Here is a 17,727-nt window from a genome sequence, read left to right as displayed (position 1 = left end):
AATTTTGCTCATTGAAAACTGGATAATTGAAGTAAAGAATCAAAACAAACCGAGAACACCGCGTTGAAAAGAGTTTTTTAAGAAAGTTTTTTCAAAGCTTTATCTTGAGGACGCCTCTATCGCTAGAGAAACGACTCAAAACCCAACCGTAAGGTTGTAAGGTTAAGTGAATAAGGGCGCACGGTGGATGCCTTGGCACTAGGAGCCGATGAAGGACGGGACTAACTCCGATATGCTTTGGGGAGCTGTAAGTAAGCTATGATCCAGAGATTTCCGAATGGGGAAACCCAGCATCTTTGATAGGATGTTACGATTAGGTGAATACATAGCCTAATCGAGGTAGACGCAGAGAACTGAAACATCTAAGTACCTGCAGGAAGAGAAAGAAAATTCGATTCCCTGAGTAGCGGCGAGCGAAACGGGAAAAGCCCAAACCAAGATGCTTGCATCTTGGGGTTGTAGGACTCCGATCTGGTAGTTCGTTCAGATAGTCGAAGGACTTGGAAAAGTCCGTCAAAGAGGGTAAAAACCCCGTAGACGAAATTTGGACAGCACCTAGGAGGATCCTGAGTACGGCGGAACACGAGGAATTCCGTCGGAATCCGGGAGGACCATCTCCCAAGGCTAAATACTCCCTAGTGACCGATAGTGAACCAGTACCGTGAGGGAAAGGTGAAAAGCACCCCGGAAGGGGAGTGAAATAGAACCTGAAACCGTGTGCCTACAACAAGTTAGAGCCCGTTAATGGGTGATAGCGTGCCTTTTGTAGAATGAACCGGCGAGTTACGATTGCATGCGAGGTTAAGTGGAAGAAACGGAGCCGCAGCGAAAGCGAGTCTGAATAGGGCGAATGAGTATGTAGTCGTAGACCCGAAACCATGTGATCTACCCATGTCCAGGTTGAAGGTGCGGTAAAACGCACTGGAGGACCGAACCCACGTACGTTGAAAAGTGCGGGGATGAGGTGTGGGTAGCGGAGAAATTCCAAACGAACTTGGAGATAGCTGGTTCTCTCCGAAATAGCTTTAGGGCTAGCCTCGGAAAGTAAGAATGATGGAGGTAGAGCACTGTTTGGACTAGGGGCCCATCTCGGGTTACCGAATTCAGATAAACTCCGAATGCCATACATTCATATCCGGGAGTCAGACTGTGAGTGATAAGATCCATAGTCGAAAGGGAAACAGCCCAGACCACCAGCTAAGGTCCCAAAATGTATGTTAAGTGGAAAAGGATGTGGGGTTGCACAGACAACTAGGATGTTGGCTCAGAAGCAGCCACCATTTAAAGAGTGCGTAATAGCTCACTAGTCGAGTGACCCTGCGCCGAAAATGTACCGGGGCTAAACATACTACCGAAGCTGTGGATTGTACCAATAGGTACAATGGTAGGAGAGCGTTCTAAGGGCGTTGAAGGCAGATCGTGAGGACTGCTGGAGCGCTTAGAAGTGAGAATGCCGGTATGAGTAGCGAAAGACAGGTGAGAATCCTGTCCACCGAATGACTAAGGTTTCCTGGGGAAGGCTCGTCCGCCCAGGGTTAGTCGGGACCTAAGCCGAGGCCGAAAGGCGTAGGCGATGGACAACAGGTTGATATTCCTGTACCCGTTGAATTTGTTTGAGCAATGGAGGGACGCAGGAGGCTAAGAAGTGCAGACTGATGGATATGTCTGTTCAAGCAGTGAGTCTGAGGGTGAGTGAAATGCTTACTCTTGTTAAGGACAAGCTGTGATGAGGAGGGAAATTTAAGTACCGAAGCTTCTGATGTCACACTGCCAAGAAAAGCTTCTAGTGAGAATTGAACGGCCCGTACCGCAAACCGACACAGGTAGTCGAGGAGAGAATCCTAAGGTGAGCGAGAGAACTCTCGTTAAGGAACTCGGCAAAATGACCCCGTAACTTCGGGAGAAGGGGTGCTGCTCTAACGAGCAGCCGCAGTGAATAGGCCCAAGCGACTGTTTATCAAAAACACAGGTCTCTGCAAAATCGAAAGATGACGTATAGGGGCTGACGCCTGCCCGGTGCTGGAAGGTTAAGAGGAGTGCTTAGCGTAAGCGAAGGTACGAATTGAAGCCCCAGTAAACGGCGGCCGTAACTATAACGGTCCTAAGGTAGCGAAATTCCTTGTCGGGTAAGTTCCGACCCGCACGAAAGGCGTAACGATTTGGGCACTGTCTCAACGAGAGACTCGGTGAAATTTTAGTACCTGTGAAGATGCAGGTTACCCGCGACAGGACGGAAAGACCCCATGGAGCTTTACTGTAGTTTGATATTGAGTGTCTGTACCGCATGTACAGGATAGGTAGGAGCCGTAGAAGTCGGAACGCTAGTTTCGATGGAGGCGCTGGTGGGATACTACCCCTGCGTTATGGCCACTCTAACCCGCACCACTAAGCGTGGTGGGAGACAGTGTCAGATGGGCAGTTTGACTGGGGCGGTCGCCTCCTAAAGAGTAACGGAGGCGCCCAAAGGTTCCCTCAGAATGGTTGGAAATCATTCGCAGAGTGTAAAGGCAGAAGGGAGCTTGACTGCGAGACTTACAAGTCGAGCAGGGACGAAAGTCGGGCTTAGTGATCCGGTGGTTCCGCATGGAAGGGCCATCGCTCAACGGATAAAAGCTACCCTGGGGATAACAGGCTTATCTCCCCCAAGAGTCCACATCGACGGGGAGGTTTGGCACCTCGATGTCGGCTCGTCGCATCCTGGGGCTGTAGTCGGTCCCAAGGGTTGGGCTGTTCGCCCATTAAAGCGGCACGCGAGCTGGGTTCAGAACGTCGTGAGACAGTTCGGTCCCTATCCGTCGCGGGCGTTGGAAATTTGAGAGGAGCTGTCCTTAGTACGAGAGGACCGGGATGGACTTACCGCTGGTGTACCAGTTGTCTCGCCAGAGGCATCGCTGGGTAGCTATGTAGGGAAGGGATAAACGCTGAAAGCATCTAAGTGTGAAGCCCACCTCAAGATGAGATTTCCCATTTCTAAAAGAAAGTAAGATCCCTGAGAGAAGATCAGGTAGATAGGTCAGAAGTGGAAGACCAGTGATGGTTGGAGCGGACTGATACTAATCGATCGAGGACTTAACCAAAAGAAACTCGGAAGAGTTTTGAGGAATTACTTCAAATCCAGTTTTGAGTGAGCAAGACTTACTCAGAAAAAAATAGTGTGGTGGCGATAGCAGGAAGGATACACCTGTAACCATGCCGAACACAGAAGTTAAGCTTCTTAGCGCCGATTGTAGTGAGGGGTTGCCCCTTGTGAGAGTAGGACGTCGCCACGCGATTAAAAGATCAAGACATTTGTCTTGGTCTTTTTTTATATGTTGGCTTTTCATTTCGATGTTAAAAAGTGCAAATCGGATTGTTGTTTCATACAATTTTGTAATAAGTTAAATTTTTTTGATGTTCTTAAATAAAGTATTAATCTTTTCTTTTTTCTGTTTCAGAGGAGGTGAGAAAGGGTAAAATAAGGATAACAATTGAGCAGGAGGTCGTTATGAAAAAAATAAAATTAGGATTGGCAATAGGTCTTTTATTAGGAATTAGCGGTATATTCCATTCAAATCAAATTGTAAATGCTGCAACATCTTCTGATTCTGAAACGGTCATTAATGAACGTTGGGGAAAGCCGACATTTGTAATGGGGGCAGCTTTGACTGGCGATCAAAAAGCGCAAACGATGGATATTTTAGGAATAAAAGACATCGATAGTGTAAATGTCGAAGTAGCTACTGGAGATGACCTAGTAAAATATTTAGGCTATGGTAGTGGTCAAGATAGCGTGATGTTCAGCTCCGTTGTAGTGAGTCGTGAAAATCAGGGAGAAGGAATCACTGTTGATATTGTAACACCAGAAAATATCACATTGATTACCGCTGATCAATATAAGAATCCACTGGTTACTGCTGGAGTGACAGATGCCACAATTAAAGTCGGTAGTGTGGTGAAAGTAACTGGTGAAAGTGCGCTAACAGGCGTTTATAAGGCTTTTGCGGCAAATGGTGAGGCTGTTGATCCAGAGCGGGCTCAGTTGGCGCAAGAAGAATTGGATACGACTACTGCTGTCGCTGATTCGATTGTCAAAAATGCCAGTGAGAATAATCAAAGCGAGGATTTAAGTGATGCGGATAAAGAAAAGGCCAATGAAACTTACAAAACACAATTAAATCAAACGCTGGTAGATATTAAAAAAGAATTAGCCGAGCTGAAAGAAAAGCAGGGAGAACTGGCTACTAAGGAAGATGTTGAGAAAATCGTCAATGATGCGTTGGCAAAAAATAATCTTGGTGATTATATCTCAAAAGAAGATATTCAAAAGCTGGTTTCTTTAGCAGAAAAGTATCAAGAAACAGATGGGGTTCTGGACAAAGAGTCTTTGGAACAGCTTGATAAAATCAGTGACGGATTCAAGGATACGGTCAATGATTTGACAGATCAGTTGGGGAAATTCGGAGATACGTTAAAAGGAACACTGGAAGAAAATCAAGGCTTTTTTGCTAATCTGTGGCAAAGTGTGAAAGACTTCTTTAGTGGGTTATTTAATTAAAAAGAAAGCTTGAAATTGGATCATGGAGATTCATTTTCAAGCTTTTTCTTTTTATCTAGTTTTACAAAGAGTGAAAATACACATTTAAGCTGTTTAATGATAAAATTAAGGGGAGTCTTACCTTAGGAGGTAAATGTATGGAAGCTGAGAAGCAGAAAACAAATGAAACAAGTTCAGCAACTTTTGCTGAGATCAAAGAGGTTGCTTCAAAAAATATTACACAAATGCTTCAGGATCTTCAGGCGTTTGAAGAGGCAATCAAAGGGGAAAATATTCCAGAAATTTATCGGATATATAATGGCCGATTGCATGAGGAATTGAAAAAAACATCCAATGCCCATCATGAAATCGACCAGCTATTGACGCAAAAAATCCATGACCGTTTTATGGCTGCCTTTCCATTTATGGTGCATTATGAGAAAATTTCCGAGACGATTCATTATTATAAAATCGGTGAATATTATCATGAACGGGCCACGATAGGGATTGATGCCAGTATTCCGGAAATTTTTGTGATTCCGGCGATTGATCAGGAGTGGGAAGCATTTAATGAAGAAAAACAGGATGCACTGACGGCGATTGAACGGCAAATGGATGAGTTAGATGCCAAACGAATTGCGGCACAATCGGAAATTACGAAATTAGAAGAAAAAATTAAAGAATTGAAGCAACAGGAAACAGCCATTGGCAATTCAAAAGGGTTCTTTAATCGTGGAAAAGTTGATGAAGAATTGGCGGAGATTATTGATCAACGGGAAAAATTGGAAGCGAAAAAGGCGGAATGGCTGCCTTTTATTGAAAACCAATCCCAAGCAGGCAGAGAAAAAGAATATCTGCAACAAGAATATATGCGGACACGGCTAAAACGGGCCATCGTTGAGAAAGAAACCCGCTTGATTACCCGTTATTTTGGCGGAATTCTTCCGATGCACCAACAATTGACGACGTTTTTAGAAAATTACCTTGAAGGAGGCAACGCTGATGAGTAACCCTGAAGAAAAAGATGAATTGCTCTCCTCTGAAACAAATATAACTCAAACAAATGAACTGAAAAATCAAGAACTTCCCGAAGAATCTGTTGTCGAAGAGACTGCACCTTTGACTCCTGTAGAAGAATATTACCAGACAAAAGAGACGGATAGGCAGGAAATTGTTCGCCTGATCGAAGCGGCAGAGGAGGAATTGGCGGATCTGCGCTTGCGGAAATCTTTAATGGAGGCAGATTTTGATCAGTTATTGGCAAAATACAAGGAATTACTTTCTACGGATCAAAGAATTTCCCCTATTGCTAAGAAAACCTTGCTGGAATATTTTTCCTACGAGCTGATGAAACCATTGGCGACGGTAGGACTGCAGCCATCTGGAATTGCCTACGATATCTGGGCGACGAAGCATTTCTATTTGCGCTATCAATTAAATGCTGAAGATCAACTATTGTTTAGTTTCAAATTGATTCCCCTCGACCAAAAATTTACGACAGAATTTATGCCGTTGCTTACGATTCAACCAGATTCAATGGAAGTGGCGGTGGATGACGAGCAGCTTTTGGAATTGATCCGACTGTGGCATGCAGAGAAGATTTTCTCTAAAGATCAACTTTCTCTGGTTAATTACGACCTAAATTTGTTATTGAGCCATTTTCGTCAACTGGAGTTCGTTGTTCAACCTAGCTTGTTAGACAACACGCAACCGCTAGCTGTAAGTCTGGAAAGTGAATACCCGCTTCAAGAAAAAATATTGGATGAAATTTTTATTACTGCGATGGAAAATCCGGATTATGATTTTGAGAAGAACTCTGGAGTTTCTTATCAGGTGCTATTGGATCAAAATCAACGATTACTAATCTCCGGTTTTGAAAACGGACATACCAAGCTGTTTATCGATTCAGATCAACGGAAACGGTCGTTGCTTGATTTTTTCACAAGCTATCCATTCCTCGTTCCTTTGATGGTTCGCAGCAATTAATGAAACAGGTGAAAAGATGAAAAATACCGTTTTTTGTAGTAAAACGAATAAAGATGGTGATTTTTCTGCTACTATTCTTTCCGACACACAGGAAGTCAAAGAATTGGCGGCTCATGATTTATTAGTAGAAATCGGGGCTGTGGCAGTAAATCCTATTGATTTGAAGCGGCAACAGCTGATACCAGAAAATCAAACTGAAGTATTAGGGTACGATGCGGTGGGAAAAGTTGTTGCGATGGGCTCCAAAGTGAGTACCGATTTTTTGGGGAAACGTGTTTATTACATGGGAACCACGAAACGAGAGGGCAGCTATCAAAAATATCAATTAGTGGATGAAGAATTGGTTGCCCTTGCGCCCACCACGTTTTCAGATGGTGAAGCGGCGGCATTGCCATTGACAAGTTTGACCGCTTGGGAACTATTGTTTGAAAAATTTCAACTGATTCCTGAAGAAAATACCAATTCCGGCAAAAAGATTTTATTGATCAATGCCGGAGGTGGTGTCGGATCAATCGCGGGCCAATTAGCCAAATGGTGTGGTTTGGAAGTGTATGGAACAGCGAGTCCAAAACATTTTTCTTGGCTCGAAATAAATGGAGTCGACCATTGCTTGGACTATCACCAAGATTTAGCTTCACAATTGCCCGCTCAGCTGAAGTTTGATTTTATTGCTTGCTTCTATGATAGTAGCGAGTATTTACCGCAACTTGCTGCTTTAATTCAACCCTTTGGACGGATTGGATCAATCGTAAATACGGCAGAATCACTGGATCTGAATCCATTAAAAAACCTAAGCGTTTCTTTTGACTGGGTCTATGTTTTTACAAAAACAGATTTCTCTCAAGGAACATCTCAGGGCATCATTCTTAAAAAAATCGCTGATTTGGTGGAAAATGGTAAACTTACGTCTACCATGAGAAAAGAATTTACTGATGGCATCACACAAAAAAATTTAGCAGAAGCTTTTTCGTTGGTTCAAAAAGGACACCCTGGGAAGGTGGTGCTATCTGGTGGAATCATTGCCTGATTTAGAAGAAATCCGAGAATTTTGGGATCAGTTTGCATCAGAATATACTACTATCCAGCAAGAATCAGCATTACCAATTGCAGAAGATATGTACCATTATTTAATAAATACGGGGGTATTTCCGACCAATAGTTTTCTTGATTTGGCCGGGGGTTCCGGTCGATATGTCACCACCTTTTTACCTAGTGTGACGACCTATACTTTAGTCGATATTTCCCCTAAGATGTTAAATTACGCAAGGCAGCAGACTCCAGCAGAAAATTTGCGGTTGGTATGTTCGGATCAGGCCGCTTTTTTTGCTGAAACGCCTGAGAGTTCTTTCTCTGTTGTTTTTTCAGCAATGAATCCTGCACTTTTACAAGTCGAGGACTTGCTAGAAATGAATCGAATCACTGCTAAATGGTGCCTGATTTTACGAATGACTCGCTCAGAAGATTGTTTTACCTCAATTGAAAATTCTGGGATGGCGGAAGAATCCTTGATGAAAAGCTATGAGGAAATGCTCCAACAACAAAAAATCAGTTATTCAAAGCAGTCTTTTCAATATCAAGACGAAGAATCGATTTCTCGAGATTTTTTTCGAGAATACTTTCAAGATCAACTTTCATTTCAAGAGTTAAAAAGCCATGAAGAACGATTTTTTGGTGATTCGGATGAAATGAGCAACCAACGAATCCACGAATTTCAGCTATTGCTTTGGAAAAAACCGGCAATCGATGCGTAAAAAACGTCGACTGCCGGTTTTTTTTATGGAAGTTCTTGTGAGTTTGCTGTTAAGAGGGAATGCTTGCGGGAGATAAAATAAGAACCGACGATCAAGCCATAAATTCCAGCGGTGACTAGTGTAACTGCCGGATTGTTGGAAGAGAAGATTGCCAGAAAAATCCCACCTAAACTGACTAAGGTCAGTAAATTGATTCCGCGTTTGATTTTTGAAGTAGAAAACTTCCGTAAATAGTTAAAATAGGCGATACAAAGAATCAACCAGATCATAAGAACCGTATAGGACAAACTCCCAACAAGATAGGTAAAGAGTTCTTCACCAAAAATATAGGACAACAGGACACCTGCATATAAAGTGGCTGTAGAAACCATCACCGCACGATTTGGCACGCCATGTTTGTTCAGCTTCATGTGTTTGCTGAAACGTTTTGATTTTGAAAGTTGCAGATGCAAAATACGTGAGGAGGCATAGATTCCCGAATTAATCGAGGAAAATAAAGCCAGAACGATCACGAGATTGACTAAATCTGCGGCGAAAGGAATGTTCATTTTTTCAAAAACCATCACAAACGGTGAAACATTAGATTGTGCAAGCTCTTGCCATGGATAGATAATCAATAAGAGAAACATGGGAACGATATAAAAGGCGATGATTCGAAAAATGACGCTGTGGATTGCTTTAGGAATCGAACGCTCAGGATCTTCGGTTTCCCCCATTGCGATAATAATCAACTCAGTACCACCGTAAGAATAGATTACAAGTAACAAGGAGTTGAACAATCCCTGCAGTTTATGAGGGAAGAAACCGCCGTGAGTCGTCATGGATTGCATTGTAGGGAAAAATCCTTCGCCAAAAATTTGCTGAACAACCAAGAAGCCGGCAAAGGCAATCAGCAATAGTACCACGCTGATTTTACCAACCGTCAGCCAAAATTCTGTTTCAGCAAAAATACGGACGGACAAAAAATTGATCAAAGTTGTTATCAAAGAAATTCCCAAGATGAAGATCCAGGCTGGCGTATTGGGAAACCAGAGTTGCATAAAACTTGCTGCTGCAACAGCTTCAGCAATCACATTGATCATCCATAATGTCCAATAGAGCCAATCCGTGAAATAAGCGGAAAATTTTCCGATATAAGGTTCAACGATTTCCGATAAGCTGCGAGCATGGGTATTTTTCATTGCCAAGGCTCCTGCAGAAGACATAATGCTGTAAAGCAGACAGCCGCCTAATAAAAAGGCCAACAAAACAGATGGGCCGGCCAAACCGATCGCCTCGCCACTTCCTTTGAATAATCCGGCGCCGATTGCACCGCCTAAAGCCAACATGGTCACATGTCGGGAATGTAATTTCTTTTGTAATTTATTTTCCATGAAATGCTCCTTTAATTTTAAATAATAGCAGGTGTTTCCTAAGCCAAAATGAATAATACGTGAATTTTCTGAAAATTTCAACTTTTATTGCTCTTCTTTTACTAAATTATCAGAATTATTTCTATTATTTCTCATTCTAGAGTTGTCTCATGAAATAGAAAATGATAGCATGGAACCAGCAAATGGTTGTAGAGAGGCTAACGTGAAGAAGAAAAAAACACTGACATTTGGCGGTATCTTGCTCGTTCTACTGGCTCTCTTTTTTCAATTTTTATTACCGGAACAGGAACCGCAAATTTCTCAAACAAGCGTAGAAAAAAGTGCTGTATCTAGTGAAATTGATGAAGTTGATCTTAGTGATCCTCCACGTTTTGAAAAAATTAAAGTTAATACGATTCGCAATGTGGATGGGGATACCTTTGCTTTCATGGCGAGAGGACAGGAATATAAATTACGGCTGTTAATGATAGATACGCCCGAAAGTGTCAAACGAGGAGTTGCAGTTCAACCTTTCGGAAAGGAAGCTAGCGATTTTACAAAGCAGCAGTTGACCCGCGGCCAAGTAAGTCTTGTTTTCGATAAAGGAGAGGTTCAAGATCAATACCAACGGTTTCTGGCGTACGTGTATGTTGGAGATGAATTGTTGCAGGACAAATTACTTGAAAACGGCTTGGCGGTTGTTCGCTACGTCAATGATGGTGGGAAAACATATGTAACAGAGTTGTTAGCCGCACAACAAAAAGCACAAGATGAAAAACGCGGTGTTTGGTCGCAATCTGGTTACGTGAAAAAGACAGCGAAAGGCTATTATATGTTCGAGGAGCAGTAAGGAGAGAATCATGGACTATACAAAAGAAAATGCGCAGGTAATTAATGGCTGGGTGACTGACGGATGGGAATGGGGAATTCCTATTTCTTCTGAAATTTTTGCCGAGGCAAAACAAGGTCGGTGGGAAATGGTACTGACACCGAATAGACTTGTTCCCAAAGAATGGTTTTTTTCAGATCTGAAGGGAAAGAAAATATTGGGACTTGCTTCCGGCGGTGGACAGCAAATGCCGATTTTTGCCGCCTTGGGAGCAGAATGTACAGTTTTAGATTATTCTGAAAAACAGATTCAGTCAGAAAAAATGGTGGCGGATCGAGAAGGTTATTCGATTGAAATGATTCAGGGGGATATGACGCAACCATTACCTTTTGCGGACGAAACATTTGATTTGATTTTTCATCCGGTATCCAATTGTTATATAGAGGAGGTGCAACCGGTGTGGGAGGAGTGCTTCCGTATTTTGAAACCTGGTGGCCGGTTATTGGCTGGATTGGATAATGGTATGAATTTTATCTTTGATGAAGCAGAAACGACATTGACCCACAAATTACCATTTAATCTTTTAAAAGACCCGGAGCTGCTAAAGACGTGGGATGTAAAAGAATGGGGCTATCAATTTTCTCATACCTTGGACGAACAAATTCGAGGACAATTAAAAGCAGGTTTTAAATTACTTGATCTTTATGAAGATACCAATGGTCAAGGTCGATTACACGACTACAACGTCCCCTCATTTTGGGCAACTTGTGGGGAGAAATAAAAAGATTGGCGGAAAGATTTTTAAAAGTCTTTTCGCCAATCTTTTTTATTCTTCTGATAGAATCACCTTTACCATACGATCAAGGAAGGTTTCTTCTGACAAATCAGGATCGTCTTCGCTTTTTTCCAATTTGACATTTTTCTTTCCATCCGTAAATAGGTAGTGCTCTTTTTCGTTGATGAAAAGGTAATATTCTTGCTCACCTTCAATATAGAGCACTTCTTTAGAATCTGGATATTCTACCGATACGTCCATTACCGTAATTCCTGAAACTTGTGTAGTAAGAAAATCTTCCGTTTGTTTTACTGTTAGAGCCATCGCTCATCGCCTCTTTAAGTTTATCATAGCACTTTTGGAGAAAAAGCGTATGAATAAACACTTTTGAGTGGTTAATCGATAAAGACGTTTAAAAAACTTTGGAAATATAGGACAAAAGTTCGGAAAAGGGTTTTCATAGAACGTTTTTTATTTTATACTAATTCTAAACTAGAAAAGATTATTTCTTTGATTTTATCTAGTTTCTCGAGAAATTTTTTCATTTATGGAGAACTATTCTCAAAAAAATACTGGAGGCGACTTGAGATGTCACTAATTGGAAAAGAAGTTGAAGCGTTTCACGCACAAGCATACCATCAAGGAGAATTTGTTGAAGTCAGTAATGAAGATTTCAAAGGGAAATGGTCGGTTCTTTGTTTTTATCCAGCCGATTTCACATTTGTCTGCCCGACAGAACTAGAAGATTTGCAAGAACAATACGGTAAATTAAAAGAATTGGGTGTGGAGGTTTACTCCTGCTCAACGGATACCCATTTTACACATAAAGCTTGGCATGACCACTCGGATGCCATTGGGAAAATTGAATACACCATGATTGGTGATCCAGCCCACCATATCTCCCGAATTTTTGATGTCTTGGAAGAAGAACAAGGAGCAGCGCAACGGGGTACTTTTATTATTGATCCTGATGGAATCGTTCAAGCATTGGAAATCAATGCGGATGGAATCGGTCGTGATGCAAGTGTTCTGATTGATAAAATTCGGGCGGCTCAATATGTACGTACTCATCCAGGGGAAGTTTGTCCTGCAAAATGGAAAGAAAGTGGCGAAACCCTTAAACCTAGCTTTGATTTAGTTGGGAAAATTTAGGAGGCGAGACGATTGCTGGATAATGAAACGAAAACACAATTGGCACAATATTTGGCGTTGCTTGAATCAGATATCGTTTTTTCTGCAGATTTAGGGAGGGATGCTGATTCACAAAAGGTGGCTGAATTTTTAGAGGAAGTGGCGGCGATGACGCCTCGCATCATGATTGAAAAAACTCACTTGTCACGAACCCCAAGTTTTGAAGTGAATAAATCTGGCGAAAAAAGCGGCATCGCCTTTGCTGGTTTACCCTTGGGACATGAATTCACCTCCTTTATTTTGGCATTGCTTCAAGTCAGTGGTCGACCTCCCAAAATCGATGAGGAAGTGGCCAAACGTATTCGTGAAATCAAGAAAGAATTGCATTTTGTCACTTATGTTAGTCTGACCTGTCATAACTGCCCGGATGTTGTTCAGGCACTAAATATTATGGCGGTACTTAATCCACAGATCACTCATACGATGGTAGAGGGGAGCATGTATCAAGCAGAAGTTGATGAGCAGAAAATCATGGCTGTCCCTACCGTTTATCTCAACGAAAAGGAATTTAGCAGTGGTCGACAATCCATTGAACAATTGCTGGAAAAAGCTGCTGGTCCTGCAGATGCAACGGCATTTGATGAGAAAGGATTGTTTGATGTCTTAATCGTTGGTGGAGGTCCTGCCGGCAGCAGTTCAGCGATTTATGCCGCTCGCAAAGGAATCAAAACTGGTTTAGTGGCGGAAACTTTTGGCGGACAAGTGCTGGAAACTTTGGGTATCGAAAATATGATCGGTACACCTTATGTAGAAGGTCCCCAATTGATGCATCAAGTAGAAGAACATGTACAAAAATATGCAGTGGATATTATGAAGGGGCAACGGGCAAAAGATATCCGTAAGACAGATAGTAATCTTATAGAAGTCGAGCTAGAAAATGGGGCTGTTCTAAAAACAAAGGCTGCGATTTTAGCGACGGGTGCTCATTGGCGAAATATCAATGTTCCCGGCGAAAAAGAGTTGAGAAATAAAGGGGTTGCTTATTGTCCGCATTGTGACGGTCCTTTGTTCGAAGGAAAAGATGTGGCGGTCATCGGTGGAGGAAATTCCGGCATTGAAGCGGCGATTGATTTGGCGGGTTATGCTAAACAGGTTTTTGTTTTAGAGTTTTTGCCAGAGCTTAAAGCAGATCAGGTTCTCCAAAAAAGACTCGCAGACCTTCCCAATGTGACAGTAATCACCAAGGCTGCCACGAAAGAAATTTTGGGGGAGGCACAGGTTTCCGGTTTGGTATACACAGATCGTTTGACGGGAGCAGACAAAAACTTGTCTGTTGACGGTGTCTTTGTCTTAGTCGGACTTGTACCAAACACTAATTGGTTGAAGGCAAACCTGCTGAACGAACGAAAAGAAGTCATTGTTGATAAGCAAGGAGCAACGGCAGTCGATGGTATTTTTGCAGCAGGTGACTGTACCGATAGCCACTATAAGCAAATTATTATTTCTATGGGCTCAGGAGCTACCGCAGCATTAGGTGCTTTTGATTATCTGATTCGTCAGGAAAACTAGATAATGACTGTTTTTACACAAAAAAATCCAGTACCGAAAAAAGGCACCGGATTTTTTTGTGTAGTTCTGAAATTCTCGTCAAAGTTCTTCATAAAAGTTATTTTATCTCAGTAATAATCTTCATTAAATTTACTGATCGTAGGTAAAATTCACGAAAAAATCAAAATAAAATTCTAGATTTCTAGTGATCTTTTTGTTATGATATTACTTGTAGACAATTGAATAATTAAAAAAAGGGTTGAGTGAAATACTTCAAGGATTGCGTTCTTCAAGGGGTGAGAAGAACATTTTTTGAAGTGCCTTTTTATTCCGAACGTGCTTCTTAAAAACAGGAGCACGTTTTTTTGTAAAGGAGGAAAGAAATTGAAGGAAGCTTTGGAGCGGATTCGGCAAGCAGAAATTGAGAACGAAAAAAAATACCAACAAGCAGCTGCAGAAATTAAGCGACACCAACAGCAAAAGGAACAGGAGCTCCAAGAATTGACCGCAGCGCTAAAAATAGCGCGTATCCAGAAAGTCAATCAGGTGGAAACAGAGGAACAGCAACAGCTTCAAAATGAAAAAGAGCTGTTGCTTGCGGATGCCAAACAAAAAAAAGCGGCATACCGAGAGCAATATGAAGCAAAGCACGAGCAAATCGTTGGCGAGATTTTAGAGAGGGTGAAGACAACCTATGGCAGTTAGTCCATTAAAAAAACTTTCCATCATCGCCGAAAAGGAAAAACAAGAAAAAATTCTTCAAATTATTCAAGGAACACAGCAATTAGAGATTGAAGATGTCTTGAATCATGAAGAAAATCAAACTTGGATCAAGGCCTATTTTCCAGAAGGCAGTCTTTTAACAACGGAAGATACACATCGCTATGATCAATTGCTTGCATCGATTCGTGAAGGAATTCAATTTATCAGAAATCATGGAGATGCCAAACAAAAAATCGTGGAATTGAAGCGTTCGGTAACTACTTTGGACTCCTTGGAAGCCACTTTTGATCAGGAAAAAATACTTCACTTGCTAGAAGAAATCAGTTTGTTGAAAGATGCGTGGGAGAACAACCAACAAAAGGAAAAAACGTATTTGGAGGCAGAGGATTGGGGAACTGATTGGCAGAGCTTAGATATTGCCCCAAGTGAATCAACCCTTAAGACGACCACCTATGTCTTTGGGTCAATTGCAAATGAGCAATGGGAAGAATTACGGACCAAGCTATTGGAAAATGAGCGGTTTTATTTGGAGATTATCACGACAAAACCGAAAGAAACCCTGTTTAGCTTGATTTATCTTAAAGAAGAAAAGACCCTTGTTCAGAATATTTTCCAACATTTTGGTGTTAAACTGGAAACCGTTTTTCATGAGGAAGAACCCAAGAAGGTGTTGGCGGAAGCAAAACAGCAGCTGACTGCTCTAGCTAAGGAACGCAAACTACTGACAAAACAGATCGGTGAAAAAAAAGCACAGGTTGCTGACCTGCAATTAGCCGAAGAAGTGCTGTTAGCCAAACAAGCGCGTGAAGTTGCCAAACAAGGCTCTTTACGGTCTCGTTACTTAATAGTGATCCGTGGTTGGATTGCCGCAGCAGACAGTGAAAAAATTACAAAAAAAATCCAGCGAGCCTTTCCTGAAAATGAAGTGTATCTTTCTTTTGAAGATCCAACAAAAAGCGAGATTGCACAAAATCAGGCACCAACGAAATTAACGAATAGCAAGTTGGTAAAGCCTTTTGAGATATTAACGGCGATGTATAGCTTGCCAAAATACGATGAAATCGACCCTACTCCGTGGATGATGCCGTTTTACTTGATTTTCTTCGGCATGATGGTAGCTGATACTGGGTATGGAGCAGTTATGCTTTTGATAACGACACTTGCGATAAAATTTCTGACCCTGCCAAAAGGGACGATGAATTTTATGAAGCTGTTTCAGTTATTGTCTTTTCCGACTATTGCTTGGGGACTGATTTATGGGAGCATCTTTGGGGCGGATTTACCTTTCCATCTGCTTGCACCCTCAAAAGATTTCATGGCAATTTTCGGAATCTCAATGATTTTCGGCGGACTGCAGATTTTTACCGGGCTGTTTTTAGCAGCGAGGGAAAATATCAAGCGCAAGGATTACTTGGCAGCAATCAATGAAGGGTTTTCCTGGCAGGGGATTTTGGCCGGCATCTTAGTGGCGGCAGCTGGTTCGTTAGTTGTTAAATCAAGTCTTATGACAACAATCGGAATTGTTATTGCGGCATTTAGCGCACTATTCGTTATTTTGATTCCGATGATTACATCTAAATCCAAAGTTGGCGGCTTTTTTATGGGACTATATGACTTGTATGGGGTTACCGGCTATATCGGTGATTTTGTCAGCTACAGCCGTTTGATGGCATTGGGAATTTCTGGGGGAAGTATCGCGGCGGCGTTTAATATGCTAGTCGGCTACATGCCGCCAGCAGCACGTTTTTCAATCGGGATTCTTTTATTGATTGCTTTGCAAGGATTAAATATTTTCTTATCTCTGTTGAGCGCCTATGTTCACGCAGCACGTTTACAATATGTAGAATTTTTCGGCAAGTTTTATACTGGTGGCGGGCGACCATTTCAAGCCTTCAAGCCAGAGGAAAAATATATGAATTTTGAAGAAGAAAATGGAGGAAAAGATAAATGATACAGTATTTGATTGAGAACCAAGGTGGAATGATCTTTGCAATTTTAGGTATGGGGATGGCGACGATTTTTTCAGGAATCGGATCATCAAAAGGTGTGGGAATGACCGGGGAAGCAGCCGCGGCATTGACCACCAGCCAACCAGAAAAATTTGGACAAGCATTGATTCTTCAGCTTTTACCAGGTACCCAAGGATTGTATGGTTTCGCGATTGCTGCAATGATTTTCGGGAGTCTTTCTGGAGATATGTCTACAATAGACGGAATTGCTTACTTCGGTGCTTCGCTTCCTGTTGCTTTTACCGGACTATTTTCTGGTATTGCCCAAGGGAAAGTTGCCGCTGCAGGTATTCAAATTTTAGCGAAGAAACCTGAGCATTTCTTTAAAGGTGTTATGTTTGCGGTTATGGTAGAAATGTACGCCATTTTAGGATTCGTTATTTCATTCTTATTATTGGGAAGCATCTAGTACCTACTAGAATGTTCGTTCCACTTTCGTTCATTCCTTTGGTGAACGAATGAGAGATGAGAACCGACAGGGATTTTGAAAAAATTCCAACCAAAAATAAGCTGGGAGGGAATAAAATGGATGCCATTGAAAAAATCATTGAACAAATCAATGAAAAGGCAGTAGAAGAACGAGAAATCTACCGAGAAGAAGCACTGCAGACAATCCAAGCAACAACGGATCAACAAAAAGTAGCGATTGAAACTGAGCATGAAAAACAACTGGATAAGCAGCTGCAAGGAGTAAAAAACAAATACAAACAATTACGATCTCGTCAGCAAGTAGAAGTTCGGCAAGAAACTTTAATCGAAAAACAGCACTATCTAGATAAACTTTTTGAGGAAGCCTACGAAAATATGGGCAATTGGTCAAAAAATGAAATGCAGCAATTTGCCAAAAGTTGCTTACAGGCGTTACCAATCAATGGCGAAGTCATGCTGCTTACAGGTGAAAAAAACCAGCTAGCGTTATCTAGCCACTGGCTGGAAGAAATCAGTAATGAACTGTCCTATATCCTTCATTTAGGCGAGGCAATTCAAAATGAAGGATTTATCGTAGACGACCAGGGAATCCAATACAATTTTTTGTACCGCGATTTGCTGAATGAATTACGATCACAGGCTGGCAGCGAGATTACCCGCGAATTATTTGAGTAGGAGGGG

General features: G+C 41.8%; 15 protein-coding genes and 2 rRNA genes. 15 read left to right on the top strand and 2 right to left on the bottom strand.

Going from position 1 to position 17,727, the window contains the following annotated elements; all coding sequences use genetic code 11:
- The first annotated feature begins 160 nt into the window (after positions 1-160).
- From BN1875_RS13295 to BN1875_RS13265, 7 genes are all read left to right on the top strand, one after another.
- Positions 161-3,077, top strand: a 23S ribosomal RNA gene (locus BN1875_RS13295).
- A 76-nt stretch (positions 3,078-3,153) separates the two neighbouring features.
- Positions 3,154-3,269 (top strand): 5S ribosomal RNA (gene rrf / locus BN1875_RS13290).
- A 215-nt stretch (positions 3,270-3,484) separates the two neighbouring features.
- Positions 3,485-4,534 carry a DUF1002 domain-containing protein gene (locus BN1875_RS13285; protein ID WP_048605294.1) on the top strand — a complete coding sequence of 350 codons (1,050 nt, stop codon included), beginning with the start codon at positions 3,485-3,487 and terminating at the stop codon, positions 4,532-4,534.
- A gap of 137 nt (positions 4,535-4,671) precedes the next feature.
- Positions 4,672-5,523: a hypothetical protein gene (locus BN1875_RS13280; protein WP_048605293.1), complete on the top strand. Its 852-nt coding sequence runs from the start codon at positions 4,672-4,674 to the stop codon at positions 5,521-5,523.
- Complete coding sequence (locus BN1875_RS13275) at positions 5,516-6,499, top strand: hypothetical protein (protein ID WP_048605292.1); 984 nt, start codon at positions 5,516-5,518, stop codon at positions 6,497-6,499. Before BN1875_RS13280 ends, BN1875_RS13275 begins: the two co-directional genes overlap by 8 nt.
- A 16-nt stretch (positions 6,500-6,515) precedes the next feature.
- A complete protein-coding gene (locus BN1875_RS13270) occupies positions 6,516-7,526 on the top strand; it encodes a zinc-binding alcohol dehydrogenase family protein (RefSeq protein WP_053082164.1) in 1,011 nt (336 codons plus the stop codon).
- The gene (locus BN1875_RS13265; RefSeq protein ID WP_048605291.1) at positions 7,510-8,250 is read left to right on the top strand and encodes a class I SAM-dependent methyltransferase; all 741 of its coding nucleotides are present in this window, start codon (positions 7,510-7,512) and stop codon (positions 8,248-8,250) included. The genes BN1875_RS13270 and BN1875_RS13265 overlap by 17 nt, the downstream gene beginning before the upstream one ends.
- A gap of 23 nt (positions 8,251-8,273) precedes the next feature.
- Here BN1875_RS13265 and BN1875_RS13260 read toward each other — a convergent pair whose 3' ends face one another.
- The gene (locus BN1875_RS13260; RefSeq protein WP_048605356.1) at positions 8,274-9,623 is read right to left on the bottom strand and encodes an amino acid permease; all 1,350 of its coding nucleotides are present in this window, start codon (positions 9,621-9,623) and stop codon (positions 8,274-8,276) included.
- Between the two features lie 202 nt (positions 9,624-9,825).
- Between BN1875_RS13260 and BN1875_RS13255 the strand changes: the two genes are divergently transcribed.
- Positions 9,826-10,452, top strand: a complete 627-nt coding sequence (locus BN1875_RS13255; protein ID WP_231586088.1) for a thermonuclease family protein — start codon at positions 9,826-9,828, stop codon at positions 10,450-10,452.
- A gap of 10 nt (positions 10,453-10,462) precedes the next feature.
- The gene (locus BN1875_RS13250) at positions 10,463-11,212 is read left to right on the top strand and encodes a class I SAM-dependent methyltransferase (RefSeq protein ID WP_048605289.1); all 750 of its coding nucleotides are present in this window, start codon (positions 10,463-10,465) and stop codon (positions 11,210-11,212) included.
- 45 nt (positions 11,213-11,257) lie between these two features.
- On the opposite strand, the gene BN1875_RS13245 is transcribed toward BN1875_RS13250, so the two are convergent.
- Entirely contained in the window at positions 11,258-11,530 is a 273-nt protein-coding gene (locus BN1875_RS13245) for a hypothetical protein (protein ID WP_048605288.1), read from the bottom strand.
- 264 nt (positions 11,531-11,794) lie between these two features.
- On the opposite strand from BN1875_RS13245, the gene ahpC reads away from it, so the two are divergent.
- The 6 genes from ahpC to BN1875_RS13215 all read left to right on the top strand — a co-directional run bounded on the left by ahpC (position 11,795) and on the right by BN1875_RS13215 (position 17,721).
- Positions 11,795-12,358 carry an alkyl hydroperoxide reductase subunit C gene (ahpC, locus tag BN1875_RS13240; RefSeq protein WP_048605287.1) on the top strand — a complete coding sequence of 188 codons (564 nt, stop codon included), beginning with the start codon at positions 11,795-11,797 and terminating at the stop codon, positions 12,356-12,358.
- 12 nt (positions 12,359-12,370) lie between these two features.
- Entirely contained in the window at positions 12,371-13,906 is a 1,536-nt protein-coding gene (gene ahpF, locus BN1875_RS13235; RefSeq protein ID WP_048605286.1) for an alkyl hydroperoxide reductase subunit F, read from the top strand.
- Positions 13,907-14,269: 363 nt separating this feature from the next.
- Positions 14,270-14,590, top strand: a complete 321-nt coding sequence (locus tag BN1875_RS13230) for a hypothetical protein (protein ID WP_048605285.1) — start codon at positions 14,270-14,272, stop codon at positions 14,588-14,590.
- The gene (locus BN1875_RS13225; RefSeq protein WP_048605284.1) at positions 14,580-16,559 is read left to right on the top strand and encodes a V-type ATP synthase subunit I; all 1,980 of its coding nucleotides are present in this window, start codon (positions 14,580-14,582) and stop codon (positions 16,557-16,559) included. Before BN1875_RS13230 ends, BN1875_RS13225 begins: the two co-directional genes overlap by 11 nt.
- Positions 16,556-17,026 carry a V-type ATP synthase subunit K gene (locus BN1875_RS13220; protein WP_048605283.1) on the top strand — a complete coding sequence of 157 codons (471 nt, stop codon included), beginning with the start codon at positions 16,556-16,558 and terminating at the stop codon, positions 17,024-17,026. The genes BN1875_RS13225 and BN1875_RS13220 overlap by 4 nt, the downstream gene beginning before the upstream one ends.
- A 116-nt stretch (positions 17,027-17,142) precedes the next feature.
- On the top strand, positions 17,143-17,721 hold the full coding sequence (locus BN1875_RS13215) for a V-type ATP synthase subunit E (RefSeq protein ID WP_048605282.1): 579 nt from the start codon (positions 17,143-17,145) through the stop codon (positions 17,719-17,721).
- The last annotated feature ends 6 nt before the right edge of the window (positions 17,722-17,727 follow it).

This window comes from Enterococcus massiliensis, assembly GCF_001050095.1.
GTDB classification, from domain to species: domain Bacteria; phylum Bacillota; class Bacilli; order Lactobacillales; family Enterococcaceae; genus Enterococcus_C; species Enterococcus_C songbeiensis.
Note: the sequence above shows the minus strand (reverse complement) of the source record. Positions and strands in the feature narration are given on the sequence as shown.